The organism is Shinella kummerowiae, from assembly GCF_009827055.1.
Taxonomy (GTDB): domain Bacteria; phylum Pseudomonadota; class Alphaproteobacteria; order Rhizobiales; family Rhizobiaceae; genus Shinella; species Shinella kummerowiae.
The window spans coordinates 256,873-282,306 of sequence record NZ_WUMK01000006.1 but is presented as its reverse complement, the minus strand read 5'-3'; the positions used below and the strand labels follow the sequence as shown (position 1 = coordinate 282,306).

Below are 25,434 nucleotides of genomic sequence, written 5' to 3'. Positions count from 1 at the left end.
GGGGGCGCCGTGTCACCTCGGTAACAGGCGGAAGCGCAAAGGATTTTCGTCGGGAATGCCATTCGCCCGCTTGACCGCACGCGCGCATGGCGCGATAAAGCAGGCCATGAAAACGGTACTCTGCATTCGCCGGAGCATTATTCGCTAGCGCACGCGCTGGCCCGGCCGTTTTCGTCCCCCAAAATCCCCGGATGACAACGACCCGGCCAGCCGGGTTTACGCATTTTGGGAGACTCTTATGGCCGAAAAACCGGTCCTGACGCTGTACAACACGCTCACGCGGTCGAAGGAGCCCTTTGCGCCCATCGATCCTGAAAACGTGCGCATGTATGTCTGCGGCCCGACGGTCTACGACTTTGCCCATATCGGCAATGCCCGGCCGGTCATCGTCTTCGACGTGCTGTTCAGGCTGCTGCGCCATCTCTATGGCGAAAGCCACGTCACCTATGCCCGCAACATCACCGACCTGGACGACAAGATCAACGCCCGGGCGCTGCGCGATTTCGGAACGGAGATCAAAGACGGCACCCTGTCGCTGAACGAGGCGATCCGTCGCGTGACGGAGAAGACGGCGAACCAGTTCCACGCCGACGTCGCGATCCTCGGCTGCCTTGAGCCGACGCACGAGCCCCGCGCCACGGAATTCGTGCAGCCGCGCGACGACGGAAAATCCGACATGATCACGCTGATCGAGCGGCTGATCGAGCGTGGCCATGCCTATGAGGCCAGTGGGGAGGTGCTGTTCGACACCGGCTCGACGGCGGATTACGGCGAACTCTCGAAACGCAATCTCGACGAACAGCAGGCCGGCGCACGCGTCGCAGTGGATGCCCACAAGAAGAGCCCCGGCGACTTCGTGCTCTGGAAGCTTTCGTCTGCGGAAGAGCCCGGCTGGGAAAGCCCGTGGGGCCGTGGCCGTCCGGGTTGGCATATCGAATGCTCGGCCATGGCGGCCGCCTATCTCGGCGAGGTTTTCGATATCCATGGCGGCGGGCTCGACCTGATCTTCCCGCACCACGAAAACGAGATCGCCCAGTCGCGTTGCGCCCACGATACGAAAGTGATGGCGAATGTCTGGATGCACAACGGCTTCGTCCAGGTCGAAGGCCGCAAGATGTCGAAGTCCGAAGGCAATTTCGTCACGATCTATGAACTGCTGCACGAGGAGAAGTTCGGCGGCCGCAAATGGTCGGGCGAGGTGCTGCGTCTTGCCATGCTGATGACGCATTACCGCGAGCCGATCGATTTCAGCGTGAAGCGCCTGGAAGAGGCCGAGCGCCTCCTCGCCAAGTGGCCGGCCGGTGGAAACCCTGCCGAAGGCCGCGTGGACGAAAGCGTGCTGGCGCCGCTTCACGACGACCTCAACACGGTGGCAGCCGTTCAGGCGCTGCATGCGCTCGCCCAATGCGCCAACACCGACCCGCTGATGCTGCCCGTCTTCGCCGCCAGCGCCGCCCTTCTCGGCATCGAGCCGAAGAAGGTGGAGGTGTCCAAGGCGTTGGAGGAAAGCATCGATTCGATCATCCAGCTTCGTCTCGAAATGCTGAAGACGAAAAACTTCGCCGAGGCCGACAAGATCCGCGACGACCTCGCCGCCAAGGGCGTCCAGCTCAAGGACGGCAAGGACCCGGAGACCGGCGAGCGCGTGACAACGTGGGAGATGAAGAGGTGAACACACCCTTCTACACCGGCGGATGCCAGTGCGGTGCCGTGCGCTTTCATGTCGAAGGCGCGCTCGGTGATGCGTCGGTCTGTCATTGCCGCATGTGCCAGAAGGCGAGCGGCAATTTTTACCTGCCGCTCGTTTCCGTGCGGCAGGCAAAACTCAGCTGGACGCGCGGCGAGCCCAAGCGCTTCCAGTCGTCGAACCATGGCTATCGCGGTTTCTGCGCCGATTGCGGCACGCCGCTGACCTATGAGGCGCCGGACGGGGTGGCGCTGACCATCGCGGCGTTCGACGATCCGGCCGAGATCGCCCCGCGCATCCAGTGGGGTATCGAGGCGAAGCTGCCCTATGTGGATACGGTGCACGACCTGCCGGGCGAGGACACGATGGCGGACCAGGATTCGGCCTCCTTCCTCGCCGATCTCGTCTCCTACCAGCACCCGGACCACGACACCGACGACTGGCCGCCGGAGCGCAAGCCATGAGCATTTCGCGCATCTATACCGGCGGCTGCCAGTGCGGCGCGGTGCGCTACCGCGTCGAGGGCACGCTCGGCGATCCGCATCTTTGCCATTGCCGCATGTGCCAGAAGGCGGCCGGCAACTATTTCCTGCCGCTCGCCAATGCGTCGCGCGAGCGGTTTTCGGTGACACGCGGCGAGCCCGGCTGGTTCCAGTCGTCGGAGATCGTGCGCCGCGGCTTCTGCCGGGATTGCGGTACGCCGCTGTTCTACGACGGCCTTGCCGCGGCCCATGTCAACGTGACGCTCGGCTCGCTCGACGATCCCGATGACGTGCGCCCGATCGCGCAATCCGGCGTCGAATCGCGTGTCGTCTGGTTCTCGCAACTGCCGAAGCTCGCCGAAAGCGAAAGCAACGAAGGCGAGGGCGGGGAGGAGCGCCATCTCACGATCCGCGATTCGAACCGCCAGCATCCCGACTACGACACCGATCATTGGCCGCCGGAGGAATAGACATGACCGAGACCGTTCGTACCGGAGGCTGCCAGTGCGGCGCCATCCGTTTCCGTATCAAGGGAGAGCTTGGCCGCCCGTCGATCTGCCATTGCCGGATGTGCCAGAAGCAGTTCGGCGGCTTCTTCGGGCCGCTCGTCACCGCCAAGGGCGAGACGGAATGGACGCGCGAGGAGCCGACCTATTTCCAGTCCTCCATCAATATCGCCCGCGGCTTCTGTAAACATTGCGGCACGCCGCTGACCTACAAACATCCCGGCGGGCTGGAAATCGCCATCGGCGCGTTCGACGATCGCAGCGATCTCGCACCGCAGATCCAGGTCAATTACGCCTCGCGGCTTCCCTGGGTCGAGGCGATTTTTGCCGCACCCGTGCATGACGACCCGAACTATTACAGCCAGCAGGAGCAGATCATCTCCTTCCAGCATCCCGATCACGAAACCGAAAACTGGCCTGCCCACGGATTGAAATTATGAGTGAAGCCTTGCGGACCCTGTATCCCGAAATCGAACCCTACGCCTCCGGTCATCTCGACGTCGGCGATGGGCATGTCATCTATTGGGAGCGTGTCGGCACGCCGGGCGCCAAGCCCGCGGTCTTCCTGCACGGCGGCCCGGGCGGCACGATCTCGCCCAACCATCGCCGCCTGTTCGATCCCGCGCTCTATGACGTGACGCTGTTCGACCAGCGCGGCTGCGGCAAGTCCACGCCGCATGCGGAGCTGGAGGCCAACACGACCTGGCACCTCGTCGCCGATATCGAGCGGCTGCGCGAAATGGCCGGTGCTGAAAAATGGCTGGTCTTCGGCGGTTCTTGGGGCTCGACGCTGGCGCTCGCCTATGCGGAAAAGCACCCGGAGCGCGTCTCCGAACTCGTCGTCCGTGGCATCTACACGCTGACCAAGGGTGAACTCGACTGGTACTACCAGTTCGGCGTCTCGGAAATGTTCCCGGACAAGTGGGAGCGCTTCATCGCCCCCATCCCGCCGGAGGAACGCCATGAGATGATGCACGCCTACCACCGCCGCCTGACGAGCGACGACAAGGCGACGCGCATCGCGGCCGCCCGCGCCTGGAGCCTGTGGGAAGGCGAGACGATCACGCTTCTGCCGGAGCCTTCGACCAGCGATCCCTTTGCCGACGAGGAATACGCCCACGCCTTCGCACGCATCGAAAACCATTTCTTCGTCAATGCCGGCTGGCTGGAGGAGGGGCAACTGCTGCGCGATGCGCACAAGCTGAAGGGCATTCCCGGCCTCATCGTGCATGGCCGCTACGACATGCCATGCCCGGCAAAATATGCCTGGCAGTTGCATAAGGCCTGGCCGGAGGCGGAATTCACCATCGTGGAAGGGGCAGGCCATGCCTATTCCGAACCCGGCATCCTCGACCGCCTTATCTACGCGACCGACAAATTCGCGGGCAAGAAGTAAGACATGAAAAAAGACCGTATCCATCTTTTCGACACCACGCTGCGTGACGGCCAGCAGACACCCGGCATCGATTTTTCCGTTGAGGACAAGATTGCGATTGCCGGCATGCTGGATGAGTTCGGCCTGGACTATGTCGAAGGCGGCTATCCGGGCGCCAACCCGACGGATACGGCTTTCTTCGCCAAGAAACGCACCGGTCGCGCCAAGTTCGTCGCCTTCGGCATGACGAAGCGCGCCGGCATTTCCGCCTCCAACGATCCCGGGCTTGCTGCGCTGCTCGATTCAAAGAGCGACGCGATCTGTCTCGTGGCGAAAAGCTGGGACTATCATGTGCGGGTCGCGCTCGGCTGTTCCAACGACGAGAACCTCGAAAGCATCGGTGAATCGGTGAAGGCCGTCGTTGCCTCCGGGCGCGAGGCCATGGTCGACTGCGAACACTTCTTCGACGGCTACAAGGCGAACCCGGACTATGCGCTCGCCTGCGCCACCACGGCGTTCGCCGCCGGCGCCCGCTGGGTCGTGCTCTGTGACACCAATGGCGGCACGCAGCCGTCGGAAGTGCAGGCGATCGTGAAAACCGTCATCGCCGCCGGCGTGCCGGGCGAGAACCTCGGCATTCATGCGCATAACGATACCGGACAGGCCGTCGCCAATTCGCTGGCCGCCGTCGAGGCTGGCGTGCGCCAGATCCAGGGCACGCTGAACGGCATCGGCGAACGCTGCGGCAATGCCAACCTCGTGACGCTCATCCCGACGCTGGCGCTGAAGGAAGCCTATAACGCGCGTTTCGAGATCGGCATCGATACGGAAAAGCTCACCGGCCTCACCAAGCTCGCCCACACCTTCGACGAATTGCTCAACCGCTCGCCGGACCATCAGGCGCCCTATGTCGGCGCTTCCGCCTTCGCCACGAAAGCCGGCATCCACGCCTCGGCCCTGCTCAAGGACCCGCGCACCTACGAGCACATCACGCCGGAGAGCGTCGGCAACCTGCGCAAGGTCATGGTGTCCGACCAGGGCGGTAAGGCGAACTTCATCAATGCCCTGAAGCTGCGCGGCATCACGGTCGGCAAGGACGATCCGAAGCTCGACCGCCTCATCCAGATCGTCAAGGATCGCGAGGCGACGGGCTATGCCTATGAGGGCGCGGATGCGAGCTTCGCGCTGCTTGCCTACCGCACGCTCGGCACGGTGCCGGATTTCTTCCATGTCGAGAGTTTCCGCGTGATGGTCGAGCGCCGCTACGACGCCAACGGCCAGCTCAAGACGGTGTCGGAAGCCGTCGTGCGGGTCATTGTCGATGGCGAGACGATGATGTCGGTCGCCGAGGGCCACGGTCCGGTCAACGCGCTCGATCTGGCGCTGCGAAAGGACCTCGGCAAATACCAGGCCGAGATCGCCGACCTGGAACTGGCGGACTACAAGGTGCGTATCCTCAATGGCGGCACCGAGGCGATCACCCGCGTGCTGATCGAATCCACCGATGCGTCGGGCGCGCGCTGGTGGACGGTCGGCGTCTCCGACAACATCATCGATGCCTCCTTCCAGGCGCTGATGGACTCCATCGTCTACAAGCTCCTGAAGAACCGCGGTGATGCCGGGCGGGTGGCCGCGGAGTAGGGGATCAGGTTCAGCGCCGCTCACACATCCCTTCACCGGAATGAATTGGTGCATTTACGCATGTTGGAGTATTCCGTCGAAAACTCCATAAATCGACGGGAAATGACACCATGGCCGACGCGAATTCCTCCAGCGGCCCCCAAACCGGCGATTCGCCGCGCGGTTTTGCCTTTGCACTGACAGCCTATGTGCTGTGGGGCTTCCTGCCCTTCTTCATGAAGGCCGTCGCCCATATTCCGGCTTCGGAAGTGGTGGCGCACCGCATCGTCTGGTCGGTGCCGCTGGCGGGTCTCGTTCTCATCTGGCTCGGCCGGACGGCGGATATCAAGTCGGCCTTGCGCTCGCCGCGCATGCTTGCCATGGCGACGCTGACGGCCGTGCTGATCACCATCAACTGGGGCATCTATGTCTGGGCGATCGGCGCCGGCCGCGCCATCGAGACAGCGCTCGGCTATTACATCAACCCGCTGTTCTCGATCTTCCTCGGCGCGGTGCTGTTGAAGGAAAAGCCCGACCCGGCGCAGATGGTGGCGATCGGGCTTGCCGCCTGCGCAGTGGCGATCCTCGCCTTCGATGCGGGCGGCCTGCCATGGGTGTCGCTCGGGCTGTGCCTCTCCTGGGGCTTTTACGCCTTCTTCCGCAAGACATTGCCAGTCGGTCCCAACCAGGGCTTCTTCCTCGAAGTGCTGCTGCTCAGCGTGCCGGCGCTCGGTTATATCATCTGGCTGGAATCGACCGGGCAGGGCCATTTCGGCGATACCGGCATGACGGACGTGCTCTGGCTGCTCGCGTGCGGTGTCGTCACGGCCATCCCGCTGATGATCTACGCCAACGGCGCCAAGCTGCTGCGCCTCTCCACCATCGGCATCATGCAGTACATCGCGCCGACGATGATCTTCATCATCGCCGTCTTCGTCTTCGGCGAACCCTTCGGCACCACCAAGCTGATCGCCTTCGTGCTGATCTGGGTGGCCCTGTTCATCTATTCCGGCTCGATGCTGCGCTCGGCGCGGGCAAGGCGGGCTGCAGCGACGGAATTGAAGCCGGCCGAGTGAGTGGTCTGAAAAAGGCCGGGCTCAGGTATCGGCCCTGGACGGACATGCAACCCGTCCACGATGTCATCCTCGGGTTTGACCCGAGGATCCAGACGGCACCGCGCGCTGGATGGTCGGGTCAAGCCCGACCATGACGGAGGAGAGGGCGGCCTCTTACAGGCGGGCGATAATCTCCGCTTCGCCATCGCGGTCCACCTGGCCGGCCCAATGCTCGACGAGGGCTGCGACGATCTCCGCCGGATCGTCGATGACGAGCGGCTGGACGAGATGGGCGGTGTGGATGAAGCCCTCGTCCGCCATGTGGCGGATCAGCTTCAGCATTGGATCCCAGAAGCCGCCGATATTGGCAAAGACCATCGGCTTGCGGTGGCGGCCGAGTTGCGCCCAGGTCATCACTTCTACGATCTCTTCCAGCGTGCCGATGCCGCCCGGTAGCGCCACGAAGGCGTCGGCGCGGTCAAACATCTTGTGTTTGCGCTCGTGCATGTCGGGCGTGATGATCAATTCGCTGAGCTGGCCCAGCGAATGACGGGTGGCCTCCATATCCACGAGGAATTGCGGTATAATGCCCGTGACGCGGCCGCCATGCGAGAGCACGCCGCTGGCGACCGCTCCCATGATGCCTTTGGTTCCGCCGCCATAGACGAGACGCAGATGGTTTTCGGCCATCGCCTGGCCCAAACGCCGCCCGGCGGCGATATAGGACGAATCACGGCCAGGCTGGGAGCCGCAGTAAACGCAGACGGATCGAATCGGCAGGGTTTGTTCGCTCATGACGGGATTCAGCCACCCCGCCGGGAGCCCGTCAAGGATAATGACGAAAAAGCACGGGGGCGACGCCCCGGAATGCCCCCTGAACCTTGTGTAAAACACGGCGAATCGATAGCAATTTCAGGAGGGGACCCCGGGAAACCGGGACAGAAAGAGAGTTGATGATGAAGAACAAGACCGGTCTGGTGGTGTTGATCGTGCTGGCGGCGGCAACGCTGCTCATGGTTTTCTTCGTGCTGCCCAACATGAACAAGGAAAAACCGGCGGAACCGACCGTCGCAACCCTGCTCGACAAGCCGGCTGAGGGCGGTGGCGAGACCACGACGGCCGATGGCAAGCAGTCCCGCCCGGCGACCGCCGAAACCGCGACGGCTGAGACCGCGACAGGCGAGGACAAGCCGGCCACCGACACGGCTACCGGGACCCAGGAAACCGCAACTCAGGAAACGGCCAAGGCCGAGACGACGCCGGCCGACCCCGCCACCGGCTGGGTCACGCCTGCCTTCGATCTGCTGCGTGTCGAGCCGGATGGCTCCACGGTGATCGCCGGCCACGGCCAGCCGAACACCAAGCTGGAAATCAAGAATGGCGAGACCGTCGTCGCGACGGCCGATATCGGCCCGTCCGGTGATTTTGCCGCCGTCTTCGATCAGCCGCTCGCGGCCGGGGACTACCAGCTGACCCTCAACACCAAGGACGACAAGGGCGTCGCCAAGACCTCCGAAGAGGTGGCGACCGTTTCCGTGCCGACAAACAGCGGCGGCGAGCTGCTGGCCATGGTTTCCAAGCCGGGTGAGGCAAGCCGCCTGATCACCGTGCCGGAAACGACCGAGAAGGCTGCCGAGGCCGCTGGCAAGTCGGTCGAACAGCCTGCCGGCGAAACCGCATCGGCCACTGGCGACGTCGCGACGAACTCTGAAGAGAAGGCCGCTACCGCGACCGACGGACAGGCTACCGACACGCAAACCGCCCTGGCAACGGGCGAAGGCAACCAGCCGTCCGGCGAGGTCGCGACGAGCCAGGATGCTGCCACCGATGCAACGGCCAAGGCGCAGGCCCGCGTTTCGGCGGTCGAGCTGGAAGGCGAGCGCATGTTCATCGCCGGCACGGCCAAGCCTGGCGCGCTCGTGCGCATCTATGCCGACGACAAGCTCGTCGGCGAGGCGAAGGCCGACGACGCCGGCCGCTACGTCGCCGACGGGGCGATCAGTCTTTCGGTCGGCCGCCACACGGTTCGCGCCGACGTGATGAGCCCGGACGGCAGCAAGGTGGATTTCCGCGCCTCCGTTCCGTTCGACCGGCCGGAGGGCGAACAGGTCGCCGTGGTGGCGCAGGACAATGCGACGGGTGACACCAGCCCCGCGCTCGGCCTCATCGGCGGCGGCATGTTCGACAAGCTGCGCAGCGAAGCCGACAAGGCGATTGCGCTGCTGAAGGGCCTTTACGCGAACGGCAAGATGCCGACCGTCGAAGAGCTGGCTGCCGCCCGCTCGGCCACGGAAATCGCGCTGAAATCGCTGTCCGAGTTCAAGCCCGGTGCCGAAGAAGGCGAAGCGGCGCGCGAGATGGCCGCCAAGGCGTCTGCCGCGGCGACCACGGCGCTTGCCCGCCTGCAGGCCCTGCCGAGCGATGCCACTGCGGTTGGCGCCGCGCTGGGCTCGATCGAGACGGCGGTCGCCGATGCGCTGGCGCCCGCCATCGAGAAGGCTGAAACCGTTGCCAAGGCGGCATCGGCGGCTGCCGACACCTCCATCGAGGGCATGGCCGCGCAGGCGACCGCGCTGCAGCAGCAGTTCGTGGCACTCTTCTCCGAAGGCCGCAATGCGGCACCGGCGGAGATCCAGACCGCCCGCACGGCGCTCGAAGCCGCGTTGAAGAACATCACCGGTTTCACGCTGCCGGCTGGCACGGGAGCCGATGTGAGCGCGGCTATCGAGAAGCTGAAGGGCTGGGCCTCGACAGCGCTCGACCGTCTCGCGGCCGTACCGGCCGGCGCCGGCAAGGAAGCTTACCAGCAGGCACTCGCCGCCCTCGAGGGCATGCCCGCGCTCACTGCCGCAACGGCAAATGCCGTGGCGACCGCTACCGAAGGGTCGGGCGACACGCCCGTTGCCGGCACCACGACCCCGGCGGAAGGCACGACGACGGCTGGCGAGACCGCCGCGTCGACCGCAACCGAAGGCGGGACGACTGCTACCGGCACTGGCACGGCGGCGGGCAGCGGGGAGGCGGTTGCCGAAGAGCCCGAAACCGTCGAGCAGGCGCCGCTGCAGGCAAGCAAGACATCGGTCATCATCCGGCGCGGCGATACGCTGTGGCAGATCTCCCGCCGCATCTACGGCAAGGGCGTGCGCTACACGACGATCTACCTTGCCAACGAGGCCCAGATCACCGATCCCGACCGCATCATCCCTGGCCAGGTTTTCGGCGTGCCGGACAAGACGATGGAAACCGACGCGGAAGCCGAGAAAATGCACCGCAAGCACGTGCGCGGCAATTGATCCACGGCAATGTCCTGCCGGCTGTTGCGAAGCGGCCGGCAAGGACCTATCTCATGCATGCGGCGCCCCAGCGGGCGCCGCATTTTCATTCGAGCAGTCCCGGCGCGCCTGAAACAATCGGTGCCGGGACTCTAAGGGGCCGGGCAGCCGTCCCGCGGAGGCCAGCGTGGCGACGACGAAAAAGACGGTTTCGGCCGACAGCAGCAATCCCTTCCACACGCTGGTGAACCTCTGGCCCTATATGTGGCCCTCCGACCGGCCGGACCTGAAGATGCGCGTCGTCTGGGCCTCGGTCTTCCTGCTCCTGTCGAAGGTCGTGCTGCTGCTGGTGCCCTATTTCTTCAAATGGGCAACCGACGCGCTGAACGGCAAGGCGGATGCGGTCGCCCTGTTGCCCAGCTTCCTGCTCGGCGCTGTGATGCTGGTGCTCGCCTATAACGGCGCGCGCATCCTGCAGGCCGGCCTCAACCAGTTGCGCGACGCGCTGTTTGCCAGCGTCGGGCAATATGCCGTTCGCCAGCTCGCCTACCGCACCTTCGTGCACCTGCACCGCCTGTCCTTGCGCTTCCACCTGGAGCGGCGCACCGGCGGCCTGTCGCGGGTCATCGAGCGCGGCACCAAGGGCATCGAGACGATCGTTCGTTTCACGATCCTCAACAGCGTGCCGACCTTCATCGAATTCCTGTTGACCGCCGCCATTTTCTGGTGGGGCTACGGGCTGCAATACCTGCTCGTCACCGCCGTCACCGTCTGGCTCTACATCTGGTTCACCGTCCGGGCGAGCGACTGGCGCATCTCCATTCGCCGTTCGATGAACGACAGCGACACGGAGGCCAACACCAAGGCGATCGACTCGCTCTTGAACTTCGAGACGGTCAAGTATTTCGGCAACGAGGACATGGAGGCTCGCCGGTTCGACCAGTCGATGGAGCGCTACGAAAAGTCGGCGACCCAGGTCTGGACCTCGCTCGGCTGGCTGAACTTCGGCCAGGCGCTGATCTTCGGTGTCGGCATGGCGATCATGATGGGCATGTCGGCGCTGGCCGTGCAGCGCGGCGAGCAGTCGCTCGGCGACTTCGTCTTCATCAATGCCATGCTGATCCAGCTCGCCATCCCGCTCAATTTCATCGGCTTCGTCTATCGCGAAATCCGCCAGGGCCTGACGGATATCGAGCAGATGTTCGACCTGCTCGAGGTAGAGCAGGAGGTGCAGGACAAGCCGGGCGCCACCGAACTCGCCGTCTCCGACGGGGCGATCTCCTTCAAGGACGTGCATTTCGCCTATGATCCGGCGCGGCCGATCCTCAAGGGCATTTCCTTCGACGTGCCGGCCGGCAAGACCGTGGCCGTCGTCGGCCCCTCCGGTGCCGGCAAGTCGACGCTCTCGCGGCTGCTCTACCGGTTCTACGACGTGCAGGAGGGCGCGGTCACCATCGACGGGCAGGACGTGCGCGACGTCACGCAAAAGAGCCTGCGCTCGGTGATCGGCATGGTGCCGCAGGATACTGTGCTGTTCAACGACACGATCGCCTACAACATCCGCTACGGCCGGCCAGGCGCCAGTGACGCGGACGTCACGGCCGCCGCCGAGGCAGCCCAGATCGGCCCCTTCATCCGCCACCTGCCGGAAGGTTTCAACGCGATGGTGGGCGAGCGGGGGCTGAAACTCTCCGGTGGTGAGAAGCAGCGTGTCGCCATTGCCCGCACCATCCTGAAAAGCCCGCCGATCCTCATCCTCGACGAGGCGACATCGGCGCTCGACACCCGCACCGAGCAGGAAATCCAGGCCGCGCTCGACGTGGTCTCGCAGAACCGCACAACGCTCGTCATCGCGCATCGTCTCTCCACCGTCATCTCCGCCGACGAGATCATCGTGCTGAAGGACGGCGTGATCGCCGAGCGCGGCACGCATGGCGAGCTGATGCAGCGCGACGACGGCCTTTATGCTTCCATGTGGAACCGCCAGCGCGAGGCGGTCCAGGCCGAAGAGCGGCTGAAGCAGGTGCGCGAGAGCGACGACCTCGGCATCATCGTGCGCGGTGCGCCGGCGGCCGAGTGATCAGTCGCAGGGGGCGGCAAACAGGATCAGGTTGCCGTCCGGATCACGCACGATGAAGGTTCGCGCGCCCCAGGGCTCGGTCTTCAAGGCCGCGTGGAAGGTGACACCCGCCGCCTGACAGTCGAGGAAAAGCTGCTTGATGGCGGCTGCGCTGTCGAGGGTGATCGCTGCCGACAGCAGCTCCTCGCGGGCGCGGATGTCGCCGATGAAGACCGGCTCCTTCACCTGCCGCAAACATAACCGCGCGCGGTCGCGTTCGACGACGCCGTAGAAGGGCGGCTCGCCATAGGCAAAATCGACGGCAAAGCCGAGTGTCTGCGTGAAGAAGACGAGGGCGGCGGTGAAATCGCTCACATAGAGGACCGGTTCGGCGCCGCTAAGCGTGGGACGTTCCTGTGGTGTTGCGGTAGGGTTATTCATGCTGAGGGCTCCTGCCTTGAGCGCCGGCCAATCCACAAAACCGTTCTGGAGGGCGACAAGCGTCTGCGCATCGGCAAGCGAGAACGGCGCATCCAGCACCTCACGGTCGGTGAGATGCCGGAAGCGGGGCAGGGTGGCGCGGAGGACCGCAGCCACCGGATGGTGCCGTTCGCGATGCCAGCGCAGATATTGCTTGGCTTGCTTCTTGAGGTTTTCGAGGTTCGGCATGGGCGCAGCTACGGTTCGGTCGTAGGTGGGCATTGCCCCTTCGGCCTCGCCGATGCGCCCTACAGCAACGGGTGAATTCTGCCTCTGTTGATCAAATCTTGTCAACAGCGCGTTAGAGGGATGTGGCACATGAAAGATCTGGAGGTCGATGATGGACAGAATCGGCGAGGATGGCCTGTTTCGGCACCGCGTTCCGGTGCCTCTGGCCCTGCGCATCTTTCTTGTCGCTGCCGGCCTCTTCGTCATCTTCGTCGCGACCTGGGAGCTTTATCGCGGCGTCTGGCCGTTTAATTTCGCGAGCCCCTTCTTCCTCTTCCTCATTCTCGGCGCCTGGTCTGTTGGCGGGCCGGTCGCCTGGGCAGGCCTGAATGGTGCGTCCGGGCTCTGGATCGTCGGGCCTGGCCGTATCACGATCGAGCGCAAGCGTCCGTTCCTGAAAATACGGCAGGACGTTTTCGGTGACGATGACGGCATGCGCCTGGAGGTGGTCGAGATGGAGGCCATGGAAGGGGATTCGACCTGGTCCGTGGTTCTGATTGCCGCGGACGGCCGGCGTTTCGAGACAAGGGAACTGCGCACGCGCGCCGCTGCCGAACGGCTACGGGATCGCATCGAGGCGGCGTTCACATCCAAGGAACCATTGAAGCCAACGCAGGATTGAGAGGACAGAAGCGGGACTCTCGCTGGGGGCTAATCGCCGCGCTGCATTGCTCCCGCCCGCTTTTCACGCTAGGTCCATGGCGTGAAATTGTCAGGAGATGTCGGAAGATGAGTTTGGTCGATACGATACGCAGCACCCTGGTGCCGATCCATCGGGAGGGCTGGAAGTTCGTGGCCGGCTTCTTCGTCGTGTCGCTGTTGCTGGGGGCGGCCTGGGAGCCGCTGATGTGGATCGGCTTCATCCTCACCGCCTGGTGCGCCTATTTCTTCCGCGATCCCGAACGCATGACCCCGCAGGATGACGATCTCGTCATCAGCCCGGCCGATGGCCGCGTCTCGGCAGTTGCGATGGTGACGCCGCCGGCGGAGCTGGAACTCGGCGATCAGCCGATGATGCGCATCTCCGTCTTCATGAACGTCTTCAACTGCCACGTGAACCGCGCGCCGATGCGTGGCCGCGTCTCGCGCGTCGCCTATCGCGCCGGCAAGTTCCTCAATGCCGATCTCGACAAGGCGAGCCAGGAAAACGAGCGCAACGGCCTCGTCATCGAAAGCGCGCACGGCGCGATCGGCGTCGTGCAGATCGCCGGCCTCGTCGCGCGCCGCATCCTGTGCTGGACGTCGATGAACGACAGCCTGGAGGCGGGCGAACGCTTCGGCCTCATCCGCTTCGGCTCACGTCTCGACGTGTTCCTGCCGGCGGGCGTCCAGCCGCGCGTCAGCGTCGGCCAGATGGCGGTTGCCGGTGAGACGGTTCTGGCGGAATTCGGTTCGGACAAGGGACCGGTCATCAGCCGCCGCGGCTGAGGCTGTGCGGTTGATCATTCGCAACAGCGACTTATCTAGCATGTGAGCGCTGCCCGCAGACGAGAAAGAACGAAGCGAAAAGACATGGACACGCCTTTTCCGCCCTATGAGCCGAATGGCCCGAACGACGAGGCGCGTGGCCCGCGCCTGCGCGAAATCCCGTTTCGCATCATCATCCCAAACCTCATCACGGTTCTTGCCATCTGCGCAGGCCTCACCGGCATCCGGCTGGCCTTCGAGAACCGCTACGAGCTGGCCGTCGGCATGGTGCTGCTCGCGGCCTTCCTCGATGGCATCGACGGCCGTATCGCGCGTCTCCTGAAGGCGACGTCGAAATTCGGCGGCCAGATGGATTCGCTGGCCGACATCGTCAATTTCGGCGTGGCGCCGGCGCTGGTGCTCTACGTTTTCATTCTCGACCAGGCCCGCTCCTTCGGCTGGATCGCAGCACTGATCTACGCCATCGCGGCGGGCCTGCGTCTCGCCCGCTTCAATGTCATGGCCGAGCGCGAGACCAAGGCGAAGTGGCAGTCGGAGTATTTCGTCGGCGTGCCGGCGCCGGCGGGCGCCATGCTGGTGCTGTTGCCGGTCTATCTTGGTTTCCTCGGCATCGCGCCGAGCCCGCTCTTCGGCTTCCTGGCGTCGGGTTACACGGTGCTGATCGGCTTCCTTTTGGTCAGCCGTCTGCCGGTCTGGTCTGGCAAGTCGGAGGGCAGCCGCGTCCGCCGCGATCTCGTGCTGCCGATCATCCTGCTCGTCGTTCTCTATGTCGCCACGCTGATGAGCTTCACCTGGGAAACCATGGTGATCACGGTCGTCGCCTATCTCGCCACCCTGCCTTTCGGCGCCCGCTCCTGGCAGCGCAAATATGGCGGCTGGAGCGCGCCGACCACCCACGGGGCAAGCGAGTTCCCGGAGGAGCCGGACGGCTCGTAAAGCGGTTTTGCGTTAAACACTCGATACGCGCGCAATCACATCCGCGTGACCTGACAAAAGCCCTGTCCACAAACCGTGGGCAGGGCTTGATTTTTTATTGCATGTCGACTAACTAGTAAGCAAATAGATAGCAAGCTAATAATATTTGGACTAGCAAGATGAACACTACCGATCCGCGCGAGCGTCTCCTCGACGACCTGTCCCGCGTCCAGCGCAAGATGCGCGCCCTGTTCGATGCGCGGGTGAAGGAGAGGGGGCTGACGCTTCCGCGCGCCCGCGCGCTGCTGATTCTGGGGCGTGGCGCCGAGTTGAACCAGCGCGAACTGGCCGAGGAGCTCGATATCGAGACGCCGACGCTGGTGCGCCTGCTGGACGGCATGGAGAAGCAGGGGTTCATCGAGCGCCGATCGGTCGAGGGTGACCGCCGCGCCAAACAGATCGCCATGACGCCGCGTGGCGCCAAGGTTGCCGAGGAGGTGCTGGATCTTGCCCGGTCGCTGCGCGCCGACGTGCTGAAAAGCATCCCGACCGGCGACATGTCGACGACCGTCAAGGTGTTTGCCGTCATGTCGGAAAACATCGCCAAGAGCTGTCGGGAGAGCGTCGAGGCATGAGCACCGTTCCCGCCAACGATCCGAGCGGGACGGAGGACGAGCCAACGGAGCCGATCGACGGCAAACCTGCCGAGGATGACAAGCCGGCAGCCCCGCCGCCGGCTCCAGCTCCGATGGCACCCTCCCGCGCCGCTGCCTACATGGCAGCCTCGACGCTGCTCGCCATGACGCAGGGTTTCGGCCTGAACCTGGTCGCCGCCAACATTCCACAGCTCCAGGGGCCGTTCGGCGCGACGAGCACGGAGGCGGTCTGGCTGATGGCGGCCTATATGGCGCCCAACGCCTCGCTGTCGCTGATGCTCATCAAGATCCGCAACCAATATGGTCTGCGCCCCTTTGCCGAGCTCGGCATTGCGGTCTTCCTCGTCGTGTCGGTGCTGCATATCTTCATCACGGATCTCCAGTCCGCCATCGTGCTGCGCTTCTTCGCCGGCATCGCCGCCGCACCGCTGTCCTCGCTCGGTTTTCTCTACATGCTGGAGGCCTTTTCGCCGGCGCGAAAGCTGACGGTCGGCATTTCGCTGGCGCTGACCAATATCGGCCTTGCCGCCCCGCTCACGCGCGTGATTTCCCCGACGCTCATCGAACTCGGCGGGGTGAGGGCGCTCCTCCACTTCGAGATCGCTCTCGCGATGCTCTCCTTTTCCGCGATCTACCTTCTGCCCTTGACGCCGCCGCCGCGGGTCAAGGTCATCGAGCGGCTCGATTTCCTCAGCTACCTCTTCATCGCCGTGGGCTTTGGCGCCGGCGCCGTCATACTGGTGACCGGTCGGACCTACTGGTGGCTGGAAGCGCAGTGGATCGGCGAACTCCTGGTGGTCATGGTCGCAGCCCTCACCATCGCCGCCGTGATCGAGCTCAATCGCAAGTCACCGCTCATCGACCTGCGCTGGCTCTTCAGCCGTGAAATGCTGCATTTCACCGCTGTCCTGATCCTGTTCCGGCTGATGCTTGCGGAACAGACCGCCGTCGCCGGCAACTTCTTCCAGATCAACGGCCTGCTGAACGACCAGCTGACCGGCCTCTACGGTTTTGTCGCGCTGGCCACCGCCGCCGGCGGCCTCGTCTGTGCGGCCGTCCTCAAGCCCGGCCGTGAGCCCGGGCTGCACATGGTCGCGCTGCTTCTGATCGGCTGCGGCGCCTTTCTCGACAGCCATGCGACGAACCTGACGCGGCCTGAACAGATGTATCTCAGCCAGGCGATGATCGCTGCCGGCGGCAGCCTGTTCCTGCCACCGGCCATCGCCTCCGGCTTCACGCTGGCGCTGCGCAAGGGGCCGCAATACATCCTGAGCTTCATCGTCGTCTTCCTGGTCACCCAGAGCCTCGGTGGCCTTGCCGGTTCCGCGATCTTCGGCTCCTTCATCACGCTGCGCGAAAAATTCCATTCCAATATTCTCGCCCAGACGATGACGCTCGCCGATCCGCTGGTCGCTGCCCGCGTGTCGCAGCTCTCCGCCGCCTATGGCCACACGATCATCGACCCCGCCGTGCTGAAGGCGGAGGGCGTGGCGCTGCTCAGCCAGCAGGTGACGCGGGAGGCCAACGTGCTCGCCCACAATGACGCGTTCTTCGTCATCGCACTCCTGGCGGTGGGAGCCGCCATCGCCCTTGCAATCCACAGGATTGCTGTTCGTATCAGAGAGGCCAGCACCCGCGTCGGCGGTGAAGCGGCCGTTGAAGGTTGACTGCCATGAAGACTTATATTCGTCACACCGCCACCACGCTCGCCGTTCTTCTCGGCCTCGCCGGTCTCATCGCGGTGCTCTACGCCTGGCACCTGCCGCCCTTTTCCAGCGAGGTCCAGACGACGGACAATGCCTATGTGCGCGGCTATGTAACGCTGATCAGCCCGCAGCTCAGCGGCTATGTCACGGATGTCGCGGTGAAGGATTACGAGACCGTCAAGGCCGGCGCGGTGCTGGCGCGCCTCGACGACCGGATCTACCGCCAGAAGGTCGAGCAGGCCAACGCCACGCTCGCCAGCCAGAAGGCCGCACTTGCCAATTCCGAGCAGCAGGAAAATGCCGCCAACGCCCGCATCGGTGCAAGTAACGCCGCCCTCGACAGCGCCAGATATGCGAGGCGCCGGGCGGAGGAAAACTGGAACCGTATCGAGGAGCTTTCCAACAAGGGCATCGCCACCCAAAGCGACCGCGAACAGAGCCGCACCACGTTCGATCAGGCGCAGGCCGCCGTATCACAGGCCGAGGCGAACCTCGAAGTCTCGAAGCAGGATCTTCAGACGATCATCGTCGGCCGCGATTCGCTGCGGGCGGCCGTGGCCGGTGCCGAGGCTTCCGTTGAACTCGCGAAGATCGATCTCTCCAACACGGTGATCACGGCGCCGCGGGACGGGGCCGTTGGCGAGGTGGGCGTGAAACTCGGCCAATATGTCACCGCCGGCACGCAGCTTATGGCCGTCGTGCCGCATGACACCTGGGTCATCGCCAATTTCAAGGAAACCCAGCTCGCCTATATCGAGCCCGGCCAGAAGGTCGAGGTCAGTGTCGATGCATTGAAGCACGCGACGCTGACGGGCCGTGTCGAGCGCTTCTCGCCCGCCGCGGGCTCCGAGTTCAGCGTCATCAAGCCGGACAACGCCACCGGCAACTTCACCAAGATCGCGCAGCGCGTGCCCGTGCGCATCGCCATAGACGAAGGCCAGGACCTGGCAAAGCACCTCGCACCCGGCCTGTCGGTCGTGGTGCGGACGGTGGTGGACCGATAGAGCGGGACCAGTTCGGAATTGCGTACTTCAAAGCGCAAACGAAAACGCCGGGGCAAAACCCCGGCGTTCGCATTTCCATCGCCAAACCTTATTCGGCGGCGACGATCTTGCCGTCTTCCCACTTGAACAGCGAGAAGCTCTGCGAGGTCAGGTCGCCGGTTTCGCCGTAGGTGAGCTTGCCGATGGCGGTCGGGATCGCTTCGCCGGACTTCAGCGCGGTGGCGACGGCCGTGGCGTCTTCCGCGCTGCCAGCCTTCTCGATGCCGGCCTTCAGCACTTCGACGGCGGCATAGGCGTTCAGCGTGAAGGCTTCCGGCGGAATGCCCTTTTCCTTCAGTACGGCAACGGCGGCCTGCGAGTCGGGGCTCTTCAGCGCGTCGGAAGCGTTGGTGAACAGCGTGCCGGCAGCAGCTTCGTTGCCAATTGCCCAATATTCGCTGTTCGACAGGCCTTCACCGCCGATGATCGTCGCGTTGACCGAGAGATCCTTCAACTGACGGGCGAGCAGGCCGCCTTCCGGATGGTAGCCGCCGAAATAGATGACCTCGACGCCGTCAGCCTTGAGACGGGTCAGCAGCGCGCTGAAATCCTTCTCGCCCGGGGTGACCGAATCATAGAGCGCCTCGGTGATGCCGCCCTTGTTGATCGCCGCCTTGAAAGCGTCCGCAAGGCCCTTGCCGTAAGCGCCCTTGTCATGGATCACGGCGACCTTCTTGTCCTTGAACTTGGCAAGAACATAGGCAGCGGCGACGTCCGCCTGTTGGTCGTCGCGGCCGCAGGTGCGCAGAACGTTGGTCAGGCCGCGGGCCGTCAGGTCCGGTGCGGTCGCCGTCGGGGTGACCATCAGGATGCCGTTTTCCGCCAGCACGTCGGAGGCCGGGATGGCAACGCCGGAGGTCACCGGTCCGACGACGATGCGGATGCCTTCGCCGACGATCTGGTTGGCGGCCGAAACGCCCTGCTTGGGCTCGCCGCCATCATCCGCCAGCTTCAGCACGACCTGTTCGCCGAGGATGCCGCCGTTCTTGTTGATTTCGGCAACGGCTGCTTCCGCGCCGTTCTTGACCTGGTCGCCATAGGCGGCAACCGGGCCGGTGAGGGGCGCGATGAGGCCGATGACGATATCGGCATGGGCAAGCGGTGCGAAGGCGACGGAAGCCGCGAGCAGGGCTCCGGCGAAAATTGGCTTCTTCATGGTCTTTCTCCTCAGCTTGGGCCTTGGAGAAGGCCCGGTCGCAAATGCTCACGCGCCCGGACGGCGCTGCCGGATTCCGATGCGGAGCGGGTTCTTTCACAGCCCGGAACAATCATGCGCGAAGGTCCGGCGTGCTGCAGATTGATTAGGCCGTAAGGCCAAAAAGCGCAACAAAATAATGCATTTGCATATTTGATGGGCGGATCACCGCCGTGAATGGGAAGCGCTATACGGCATTTGAATCAAAACGGATTGTTAAGATTTACGATTTATAAATTTTCGCAGATTTTGAGGAACTGCGATGCGTTGCGTATTGATCGTCGTCCTCCTGCTGCTTGCCGGATGCGCCTCCGTGCCGCGCCAGACGCGGGATGCCTGTGCTATCTTCGAGCAGCGCGACGGCCTGTTTGATAATTGGCGGCGCGCCGCCTACAGCGTCGAGCGCGAGTACGGCGTGCCGGTGCCCGTGCTCATGGCGACGATTTATACGGAATCCGGCTTCCGCCATAATGCGCGCCCGCCGCGCACAAAGCTCTTCGGCTTCATTCCGTGGAAACGCCAGTCGTCGGCGCTCGGCTTCTCCCAGGCGCTGGACGGCACCTGGGCGCGCTACAAGAGCGAGACGGGCCGCTGGATGGCCAAGCGCACCGATTTCGGCGATGCGATCCGCTTCATCGGCTGGTATCACAGCGAGAGCAACCGCACGAACGGCATCGCGCTTAACGATACTTACCGCCTCTACATCGCCTATTACCATGGCCATGCCGGCTACAAGCGCGGCAACTGGAGCGGCACGGCGAAGACGGGCGGGAAGCGGGCGGCGAACATGGCGGCCATGTATTCGCGCCAACTCAAGAGCTGCGGCTCCTGGTAAGGTCAGACTATTGCCGTTCGTCCGTCGTGACGGCGGGCCGGTAAATCGCTTCAACGAAAAAGGCCAGGCTTGGGATCTCCAAGCCTGGCCTTTTTGTCATTGCGGGTTTCGACGTGCGAGCCTGTCCGTCACTCCGGCAGGCGATAGTCCAGCAGGCGGCCCTGGCGCATGTCGAAGAGTTTTCCCGTCTCCGTAAAATCCGGAGCAACCAGCGGCAGGATGGCCTTGGCCACGTCCGAAGGGTGCTGCACCGTCGTCGGGTCTTCGCCGGGCACGGCCTGCGCGCGCATGGCGGTGCGGGTGGCGCCAGGATCGACCGAGGTGATGCGCAGCGCCGTACGCTGTGTCTCGCCAGCCCACGTGCGCGCCAGAGCCTCGACGGCCGCCTTGGAGGCGGAGTAGGGCCCCCAGAAAGGCTTGCATTTGTGCGCGGCGCTCGACGACAGGATGACGGCGCGACCGGCATCGGATTTCATCAGCAGCGGCTCGACCGAGCGGATCAGCCGCCACGTCGCGGTCACGTTGATGGTCATCACCTTGTCGAAAACCTTCGCCTCGACATGACCGATCGGCGAGATCGTGCCGAGCACGCCGGCATTGGCGACCAGGATGTCGAGCTTGCCCCAGCGCTCGAAGATCGAGCCGCCGAGCTTGTCGATGGCCGCCATGTCGGCGAGGTCGAACGGCACGAGCGTCGCCGAGCCGCCGGCGGCCTGGATCGCATCGTCCAGCTCTTCGAGCCCACCCACGGTGCGGGCGCAGGCGATGACATGGGCGCCGGCCTTGGCGAGTTCCAGGGCGGTGAAATAGCCGATCCCGCGCGACGCGCCGGTGACCAGCGCGATGCGGTCTGTAAGGTCAATGCTCATGCTGCTGTCAATTATCCGTTGCTTGCCATTACCGAAATCTTCCGTCCCATCGTCTCGCCTTCCTTGTCAAGCAGGCGCGTCGGATAGTCGCCGGTGAAGTAGTGGTCGGTAAATTGCGGGCGGCTGTTGTTGCGGTCTTCGCCGCCGACGGCGCGGTAGAGGCCATCGATGGAGATGAACTCCAGCGAATCCGCGCCGATGTGCTTGGCCATGGCCTTCACGTCGTTGTACTGGTTGGCCAGCAGCTTGTCGCGGTCCGGCGTATCGATGCCGTAGAAGTCCGGGTAGAAGATCATCGGGCTGGCGACGCGGATATGCACTTCCTTGGCGCCGGCATCGCGGATCATCTGCACGATCTTCAGCGACGTCGTGCCGCGTACGATGGAATCGTCAACGAGGATCACGCGCTTGCCGTCGATCATTGCACGGTTGGCCGAATGCTTCAGCTTCACGCCGAAGGCGCGGATCTGCTGCGTCGGCTCGATGAAGGTGCGGCCGACATAATGGTTACGGATGATGCCGTATTCGAACGGGATGCCGCTCTGCTGGGCATAACCGAGCGCGGCCGGCGTGCCGCCATCCGGCACCGGAACGACGACGTCGCCCTCGACCGGATGCTCCTTGGCAAGGTTGATGCCCATGTTCTTGCGCGCGACATAGACGCTGCGGCCGCCGACGACCGAATCGGGACGGGCGAAATAGACATATTCGAACAGGCACAGGCGTTCCGGCTGCGAATTGCCCGACTTCTTCGCCTCGATGGTGATCGAGCCGTCCGGCTGGATTTCGCAGACGATGATCTCGCCGTTCTCCACGTCGCGGATGTATTTTGCGCCGATAATGTCGAGCGCGCAGGTTTCCGAAGCGAAGATCGGCTTGCCGTCGAGTTCGCCCATGACCAGCGGACGGATGCCCGTGGGGTCGCGCGCGGCGATCAGCTTGGTGCGGGTGATGCCGAGCATCGAATAGCCGCCTTCCATCTGACGGATCGCATCGATGAAGCGGTCCGTCGTGGAGGTGTAGCGCGAGCGGGCGATGAGGTGGAGCACGACTTCGGTGTCGGAGGTCGACTGACAGATCGCGCCGCCGGCAATCAGCTGGCGCCGCAGCGTCAGGCCGTTGGTGAAGTTGCCGTTATGGGCGACGGCGATGCCGCCGACTTCCAGTTCCGCGAAGAGCGGCTGCACGTTGCGCAGCGCCACCTCGCCGGTGGTGGAGTAGCGGGTATGGCCGATCGCCATGTTGCCCGGCAGCTTGGCGAGCGTCGCCGGGTTCGTATAGTGGTCGCCGACGAGCCCCATATGCTTTTCGGTGTGGAACTGCGTGCCGTCGAAGCAGACGATACCCGCCGCCTCCTGGCCGCGATGCTGGAGCGCGTGCAGGCCGAGCGCCGTCAAGGTTGCGGCTTCCGGGTGGCCGAGGATGCCGAAGACGCCGCACTCTTCGTGAAGCGTATCGCCGTCGAGATCGTCGTCGTGGCGGCCGGGAAACAGGAAATCGCTCATTGCTGCAAGCCTTTGCTCGGGACCATAGGAGGTTGCACGGGGTCTTCGTTGGGTGCCGGCCATGCCCATATGGGTATGGCCTAAAGCATTTGCCACCGAGGCCCGGAAGCGTCAGTGGCTGATATCTCATCCTACCAAAAAACCGGGGAGCCTGCTCTCGTCAATTTTCGCGAGCGCGGCTCCCCTGATTACTTATCCGTTCGTTGCCGGGGTCTCTTCGGCGGGCGTCTGGCCAGTGCCTTGGCCCGTGCCGCCGGTGGCCGCATCCGGGTCTTCCGCGCCGCCCTCTGCCGGTGCGCCTTCGGCCGGTTTGCCGCGCAGGCGATCGATGATCGTCGCATCGGCATCTTCCGGCAGGAGCGCCACGAGGCGCGAGCCGAGATTGTCGAGCAGCGGCTTGGATTTTGCGGTGGTGACCCAGCCCGGCTGCTGCTGCGGTGCGACCAGCCAGTTGAAGAACAGCATGGCGACGACGACGAGCAGGATGCCGCGGGCGGCGCCGAACAGGAAGCCGAGCGTGCGGTCGAGCGCGCCGATGCGGCTGTCGATGATGAAGTCGGCGATGCGCATGGTGATGAAGGAGATCACGATGAGCGCGACCAGGAAGACGGCGGCGGCGGAGCCGACCATCGCGACCGTGTCGCTCGTCGTATAGTCCTTCGCGTAGGGAAGCAGCACCGGATAGAGGAAGTAGGCGGCTGCCGCGGCACCCACCCAGCTTGCGACGGAAAGCACTTCGCGCGAGAAACCACGCACCATCGCCAGCACTGCCGAGAACAGCGCAACGCCGATGACGATACCGTCGAGAATTGTGATGGGCATGTTCGTCCTACTCCAAACCCGAAATGTCGCCGGGCCCCACATCCCATGCGGGGCGCACTCTACTGCGCCGCGCGCCATTCATGACGCGCAAAGGACGCTGTAGCAACAAAAAGCTGCTGCATAATTTTGTCCTTAAATCGATTCCGATCTAAGGAATTACCCAGTAACGCAAGGCGCCTTCGCCGTCTCAGTTCGGCACGCGTTTCCCACAGGGCATTGCCGCGCGCCGGAGGGCGTCAGACGTCCTCGTCTTCCCGCTTCAGGGCACTCTTCGATCCGGCAATGCGCGCCACCAGATCCGGCAGGCTTTCGATCTCGTTCCAGCGTCCGCCCGCGCCTTTCGGCAGATCGGCGGAACCGGCGGGGAGCACGGCCTGCGAAAAACCCAGTTTTTCCGCCTCCTTGAGGCGCTGGGCGGTGTGCGCCACCGGGCGAATGGCGCCCGACAGGCTGACTTCGCCGAAATAGACGCAATCGGCGGGAAGGGCAAGTCCGGCAAGTGACGAAACGAGCGCGGAGGCAACGGCAAGGTCCGCCGCCGGCTCGGAAATGCGATAACCGCCCGCCACGTTGAGGTAAACATCGTGTTGCCCGAGCCGTACGCCGCAATGCGCTTCCAGCACCGCGAGGATCATCGACAGCCTTGCCGAATCCCAGCCGACGATGGCCCGGCGCGGCGTGCCGAGCGAGGTGGGGGCGACGAGCGCCTGCACTTCGACGAGAACGGGACGCGTGCCCTCCATCCCGGCAAAGACGGCCGCACCCGGCGACTTCGCATTGCGTTCGCCAAGAAAGAGTTCCGATGGATTGGAGACTTCGCGCAGCCCCTTGTCGGACATTTCGAACACGCCGATCTCGTCCGTCGGTCCGAAACGGTTCTTGACGGTGCGCAGGATTCGGTAGTGGTGGCCGCGGTCGCCCTCGAAATAGAGCACGGCATCGACCATGTGCTCGACGACGCGCGGGCCGGCGATTTGCCCGTCCTTGGTGACATGGCCGACGAGCACCATGGCCGCACCCGTCTGCTTGGCAAAGCGGATCATCGCCTGCACACCGGTTCGCACCTGCGTCACCGTGCCGGGCGCTGCCTCGGCCGTGTCGCTCCACAGCGTCTGGATCGAATCGATGATGACGAGGTCCGGCCGCTTGCCTTCGCCGATGGTGGCGAGAATGTCCTCGACATTGGTCTCGGCGGCGAGCAGCACGTCGGTCTCGGCCGCCTGCAAGCGTTGCGCGCGTAACCGCACCTGCGCGACGGCCTCTTCGCCCGAGACATAGATGACGCGGTGGCCGCGGCGGGAGAGGGCGGCGGCGGCCTGCATCAGCAGCGTCGATTTACCGATGCCGGGATCGCCGCCGATCAGCACGGCCGAACCGCGCACGAAGCCGCCGCCGGTCGCCCGGTCGAGTTCACCGATGCCGGTGTGGATGCGTGGTGCTTCCTCGATTTCGCCCGACAGCGCCGTCAGCGCAACCGGCCGGCCTTTCTTGGGCACCTTGCCGGGCCCGGAACCGATGCCGCCCATCGGGTCTTCCTCGACGACGGTGTTCCACTCGCCGCAGCCCTCGCATTTCCCGACCCAGCGGGAATGCGCGGTGCCACAGTTCTGGCAGACGAATTGGGTGCGGGCTTTCGCCATCAGGTCTTGCTTTCCGGAGGGTTCAAGGACTCATTCCGAAAGCCGATAGCACAAAA

Annotated in this window: 23 protein-coding genes; 16 read left to right on the top strand and 7 right to left on the bottom strand. The window is 64.2% G+C overall.

Annotated features, from left to right (window positions below):
- Window positions 1-238 precede the first annotated feature (238 nt).
- The 7 genes from cysS (at window position 239) to rarD (ending at window position 6,746) form a co-directional block, all read left to right on the top strand.
- The gene (gene cysS, locus GR138_RS17470) at window positions 239-1,672 is read left to right on the top strand and encodes a cysteine--tRNA ligase (RefSeq protein ID WP_160860530.1); all 1,434 of its coding nucleotides are present in this window, start codon (window positions 239-241) and stop codon (window positions 1,670-1,672) included.
- Window positions 1,669-2,151 (top strand): GFA family protein, encoded by a 483-nt coding sequence (locus GR138_RS17465; protein ID WP_338091111.1) that lies wholly within the window; start codon window positions 1,669-1,671, stop codon window positions 2,149-2,151. Before cysS ends, GR138_RS17465 begins: the two co-directional genes overlap by 4 nt.
- A complete protein-coding gene (locus GR138_RS17460; RefSeq protein ID WP_160860528.1) occupies window positions 2,148-2,639 on the top strand; it encodes a GFA family protein in 492 nt (163 codons plus the stop codon). The genes GR138_RS17465 and GR138_RS17460 overlap by 4 nt, the downstream gene beginning before the upstream one ends.
- 2 nt (window positions 2,640-2,641) lie before the next feature.
- Complete coding sequence (locus GR138_RS17455) at window positions 2,642-3,115, top strand: GFA family protein (protein WP_202402699.1); 474 nt, start codon at window positions 2,642-2,644, stop codon at window positions 3,113-3,115.
- Window positions 3,112-4,071, top strand: a complete 960-nt coding sequence (gene pip / locus GR138_RS17450) for a prolyl aminopeptidase (protein ID WP_160860526.1) — start codon at window positions 3,112-3,114, stop codon at window positions 4,069-4,071. The genes GR138_RS17455 and pip overlap by 4 nt, the downstream gene beginning before the upstream one ends.
- Window positions 4,072-4,074: 3 nt before the next feature.
- Window positions 4,075-5,691, top strand: coding sequence for a citramalate synthase (gene cimA, locus GR138_RS17445; protein ID WP_160860525.1), 1,617 nt, complete (start codon window positions 4,075-4,077; stop codon window positions 5,689-5,691).
- Window positions 5,692-5,801: 110 nt separating this feature from the next.
- A complete protein-coding gene (rarD, locus tag GR138_RS17440) occupies window positions 5,802-6,746 on the top strand; it encodes an EamA family transporter RarD (RefSeq protein ID WP_160860524.1) in 945 nt (314 codons plus the stop codon).
- Window positions 6,747-6,899: 153 nt separating this feature from the next.
- On the opposite strand, the gene GR138_RS17435 is transcribed toward rarD, so the two are convergent.
- Entirely contained in the window at window positions 6,900-7,520 is a 621-nt protein-coding gene (locus tag GR138_RS17435; protein ID WP_160860523.1) for an LOG family protein, read from the bottom strand.
- A 161-nt stretch (window positions 7,521-7,681) separates the two neighbouring features.
- Between GR138_RS17435 and GR138_RS17430 the strand changes: the two genes are divergently transcribed.
- Both GR138_RS17430 and GR138_RS17425 read left to right on the top strand, forming a co-directional pair.
- Window positions 7,682-10,018, top strand: coding sequence for a LysM peptidoglycan-binding domain-containing protein (locus GR138_RS17430; RefSeq protein ID WP_160860522.1), 2,337 nt, complete (start codon window positions 7,682-7,684; stop codon window positions 10,016-10,018).
- Window positions 10,019-10,184: 166 nt separating this feature from the next.
- Window positions 10,185-12,077 (top strand): ATP-binding cassette domain-containing protein, encoded by a 1,893-nt coding sequence (locus tag GR138_RS17425; protein ID WP_160860521.1) that lies wholly within the window; start codon window positions 10,185-10,187, stop codon window positions 12,075-12,077.
- On the opposite strand, the gene GR138_RS17420 is transcribed toward GR138_RS17425, so the two are convergent.
- Window positions 12,078-12,725, bottom strand: a complete 648-nt coding sequence (locus GR138_RS17420) for a VOC family protein (RefSeq protein ID WP_160860711.1) — start codon at window positions 12,723-12,725, stop codon at window positions 12,078-12,080.
- 148 nt (window positions 12,726-12,873) lie between these two features.
- Here GR138_RS17420 and GR138_RS17415 point away from each other — a divergent pair, with 148 nt between their 5' ends.
- The 6 genes from GR138_RS17415 to GR138_RS17390 all read left to right on the top strand — a co-directional run bounded on the left by GR138_RS17415 (window position 12,874) and on the right by GR138_RS17390 (window position 18,473).
- Complete coding sequence (locus GR138_RS17415) at window positions 12,874-13,386, top strand: hypothetical protein (RefSeq protein WP_160860520.1); 513 nt, start codon at window positions 12,874-12,876, stop codon at window positions 13,384-13,386.
- Window positions 13,387-13,493: 107 nt separating this feature from the next.
- Entirely contained in the window at window positions 13,494-14,192 is a 699-nt protein-coding gene (locus tag GR138_RS17410; protein ID WP_160860519.1) for a phosphatidylserine decarboxylase, read from the top strand.
- An 84-nt stretch (window positions 14,193-14,276) separates the two neighbouring features.
- Complete coding sequence (gene pssA / locus GR138_RS17405) at window positions 14,277-15,128, top strand: CDP-diacylglycerol--serine O-phosphatidyltransferase (protein ID WP_160860518.1); 852 nt, start codon at window positions 14,277-14,279, stop codon at window positions 15,126-15,128.
- A 158-nt stretch (window positions 15,129-15,286) separates the two neighbouring features.
- Window positions 15,287-15,742: a MarR family winged helix-turn-helix transcriptional regulator gene (locus GR138_RS17400; RefSeq protein ID WP_160860517.1), complete on the top strand. Its 456-nt coding sequence runs from the start codon at window positions 15,287-15,289 to the stop codon at window positions 15,740-15,742.
- A 113-nt stretch (window positions 15,743-15,855) separates the two neighbouring features.
- Window positions 15,856-17,430 (top strand): MFS transporter, encoded by a 1,575-nt coding sequence (locus tag GR138_RS17395; RefSeq protein WP_338091115.1) that lies wholly within the window; start codon window positions 15,856-15,858, stop codon window positions 17,428-17,430.
- Between the two features lie 5 nt (window positions 17,431-17,435).
- Complete coding sequence (locus GR138_RS17390; RefSeq protein ID WP_160860515.1) at window positions 17,436-18,473, top strand: HlyD family secretion protein; 1,038 nt, start codon at window positions 17,436-17,438, stop codon at window positions 18,471-18,473.
- A gap of 88 nt (window positions 18,474-18,561) precedes the next feature.
- Here the strand turns inward: GR138_RS17390 and GR138_RS17385 are convergent, their stop codons facing one another.
- A complete protein-coding gene (locus GR138_RS17385; protein WP_160860514.1) occupies window positions 18,562-19,668 on the bottom strand; it encodes a branched-chain amino acid ABC transporter substrate-binding protein in 1,107 nt (368 codons plus the stop codon).
- A 301-nt stretch (window positions 19,669-19,969) separates the two neighbouring features.
- Between GR138_RS17385 and GR138_RS17380 the strand changes: the two genes are divergently transcribed.
- Window positions 19,970-20,542: a transglycosylase SLT domain-containing protein gene (locus tag GR138_RS17380; protein WP_160860513.1), complete on the top strand. Its 573-nt coding sequence runs from the start codon at window positions 19,970-19,972 to the stop codon at window positions 20,540-20,542.
- A 128-nt stretch (window positions 20,543-20,670) separates the two neighbouring features.
- Here GR138_RS17380 and GR138_RS17375 read toward each other — a convergent pair whose 3' ends face one another.
- The 4 genes from GR138_RS17375 to radA form a co-directional block, all read right to left on the bottom strand.
- Window positions 20,671-21,411, bottom strand: coding sequence for an SDR family NAD(P)-dependent oxidoreductase (locus tag GR138_RS17375; protein ID WP_160860512.1), 741 nt, complete (start codon window positions 21,409-21,411; stop codon window positions 20,671-20,673).
- 11 nt (window positions 21,412-21,422) lie between these two features.
- Entirely contained in the window at window positions 21,423-22,916 is a 1,494-nt protein-coding gene (purF, locus tag GR138_RS17370) for an amidophosphoribosyltransferase (protein ID WP_160860511.1), read from the bottom strand.
- A gap of 192 nt (window positions 22,917-23,108) precedes the next feature.
- Entirely contained in the window at window positions 23,109-23,738 is a 630-nt protein-coding gene (locus tag GR138_RS17365; RefSeq protein ID WP_160860510.1) for a CvpA family protein, read from the bottom strand.
- Between the two features lie 236 nt (window positions 23,739-23,974).
- A complete protein-coding gene (gene radA, locus GR138_RS17360; protein ID WP_160860509.1) occupies window positions 23,975-25,378 on the bottom strand; it encodes a DNA repair protein RadA in 1,404 nt (467 codons plus the stop codon).
- Between the last annotated feature and the right edge of the window lie 56 nt (window positions 25,379-25,434).

Coding starts and splice junctions, on each gene's coding strand:
- cysS (WP_160860530.1), top strand. CDS start 239: ATGGCCGAAAAACCGGTCCTGACGCTGTACAACACGCTCACGCGGTCG.
- GR138_RS17460 (WP_160860528.1), top strand. CDS start 2,148: ATGAGCATTTCGCGCATCTATACCGGCGGCTGCCAGTGCGGCGCGGTG.
- GR138_RS17455 (WP_202402699.1), top strand. CDS start 2,642: ATGACCGAGACCGTTCGTACCGGAGGCTGCCAGTGCGGCGCCATCCGT.
- pip (WP_160860526.1), top strand. CDS start 3,112: ATGAGTGAAGCCTTGCGGACCCTGTATCCCGAAATCGAACCCTACGCC.
- cimA (WP_160860525.1), top strand. CDS start 4,075: ATGAAAAAAGACCGTATCCATCTTTTCGACACCACGCTGCGTGACGGC.
- rarD (WP_160860524.1), top strand. CDS start 5,802: ATGGCCGACGCGAATTCCTCCAGCGGCCCCCAAACCGGCGATTCGCCG.
- GR138_RS17435 (WP_160860523.1), bottom strand. CDS start 7,520: ATGAGCGAACAAACCCTGCCGATTCGATCCGTCTGCGTTTACTGCGGC.
- GR138_RS17430 (WP_160860522.1), top strand. CDS start 7,682: ATGAAGAACAAGACCGGTCTGGTGGTGTTGATCGTGCTGGCGGCGGCA.
- GR138_RS17420 (WP_160860711.1), bottom strand. CDS start 12,725: ATGCCGAACCTCGAAAACCTCAAGAAGCAAGCCAAGCAATATCTGCGC.
- GR138_RS17415 (WP_160860520.1), top strand. CDS start 12,874: ATGATGGACAGAATCGGCGAGGATGGCCTGTTTCGGCACCGCGTTCCG.
- GR138_RS17410 (WP_160860519.1), top strand. CDS start 13,494: ATGAGTTTGGTCGATACGATACGCAGCACCCTGGTGCCGATCCATCGG.
- pssA (WP_160860518.1), top strand. CDS start 14,277: ATGGACACGCCTTTTCCGCCCTATGAGCCGAATGGCCCGAACGACGAG.
- GR138_RS17400 (WP_160860517.1), top strand. CDS start 15,287: ATGAACACTACCGATCCGCGCGAGCGTCTCCTCGACGACCTGTCCCGC.
- GR138_RS17395 (WP_338091115.1), top strand. CDS start 15,856: ATGGCACCCTCCCGCGCCGCTGCCTACATGGCAGCCTCGACGCTGCTC.
- GR138_RS17390 (WP_160860515.1), top strand. CDS start 17,436: ATGAAGACTTATATTCGTCACACCGCCACCACGCTCGCCGTTCTTCTC.
- GR138_RS17385 (WP_160860514.1), bottom strand. CDS start 19,668: ATGAAGAAGCCAATTTTCGCCGGAGCCCTGCTCGCGGCTTCCGTCGCC.
- GR138_RS17380 (WP_160860513.1), top strand. CDS start 19,970: ATGCGTTGCGTATTGATCGTCGTCCTCCTGCTGCTTGCCGGATGCGCC.
- GR138_RS17375 (WP_160860512.1), bottom strand. CDS start 21,411: ATGAGCATTGACCTTACAGACCGCATCGCGCTGGTCACCGGCGCGTCG.
- purF (WP_160860511.1), bottom strand. CDS start 22,916: ATGAGCGATTTCCTGTTTCCCGGCCGCCACGACGACGATCTCGACGGC.
- GR138_RS17365 (WP_160860510.1), bottom strand. CDS start 23,738: ATGCCCATCACAATTCTCGACGGTATCGTCATCGGCGTTGCGCTGTTC.
- radA (WP_160860509.1), bottom strand. CDS start 25,378: ATGGCGAAAGCCCGCACCCAATTCGTCTGCCAGAACTGTGGCACCGCG.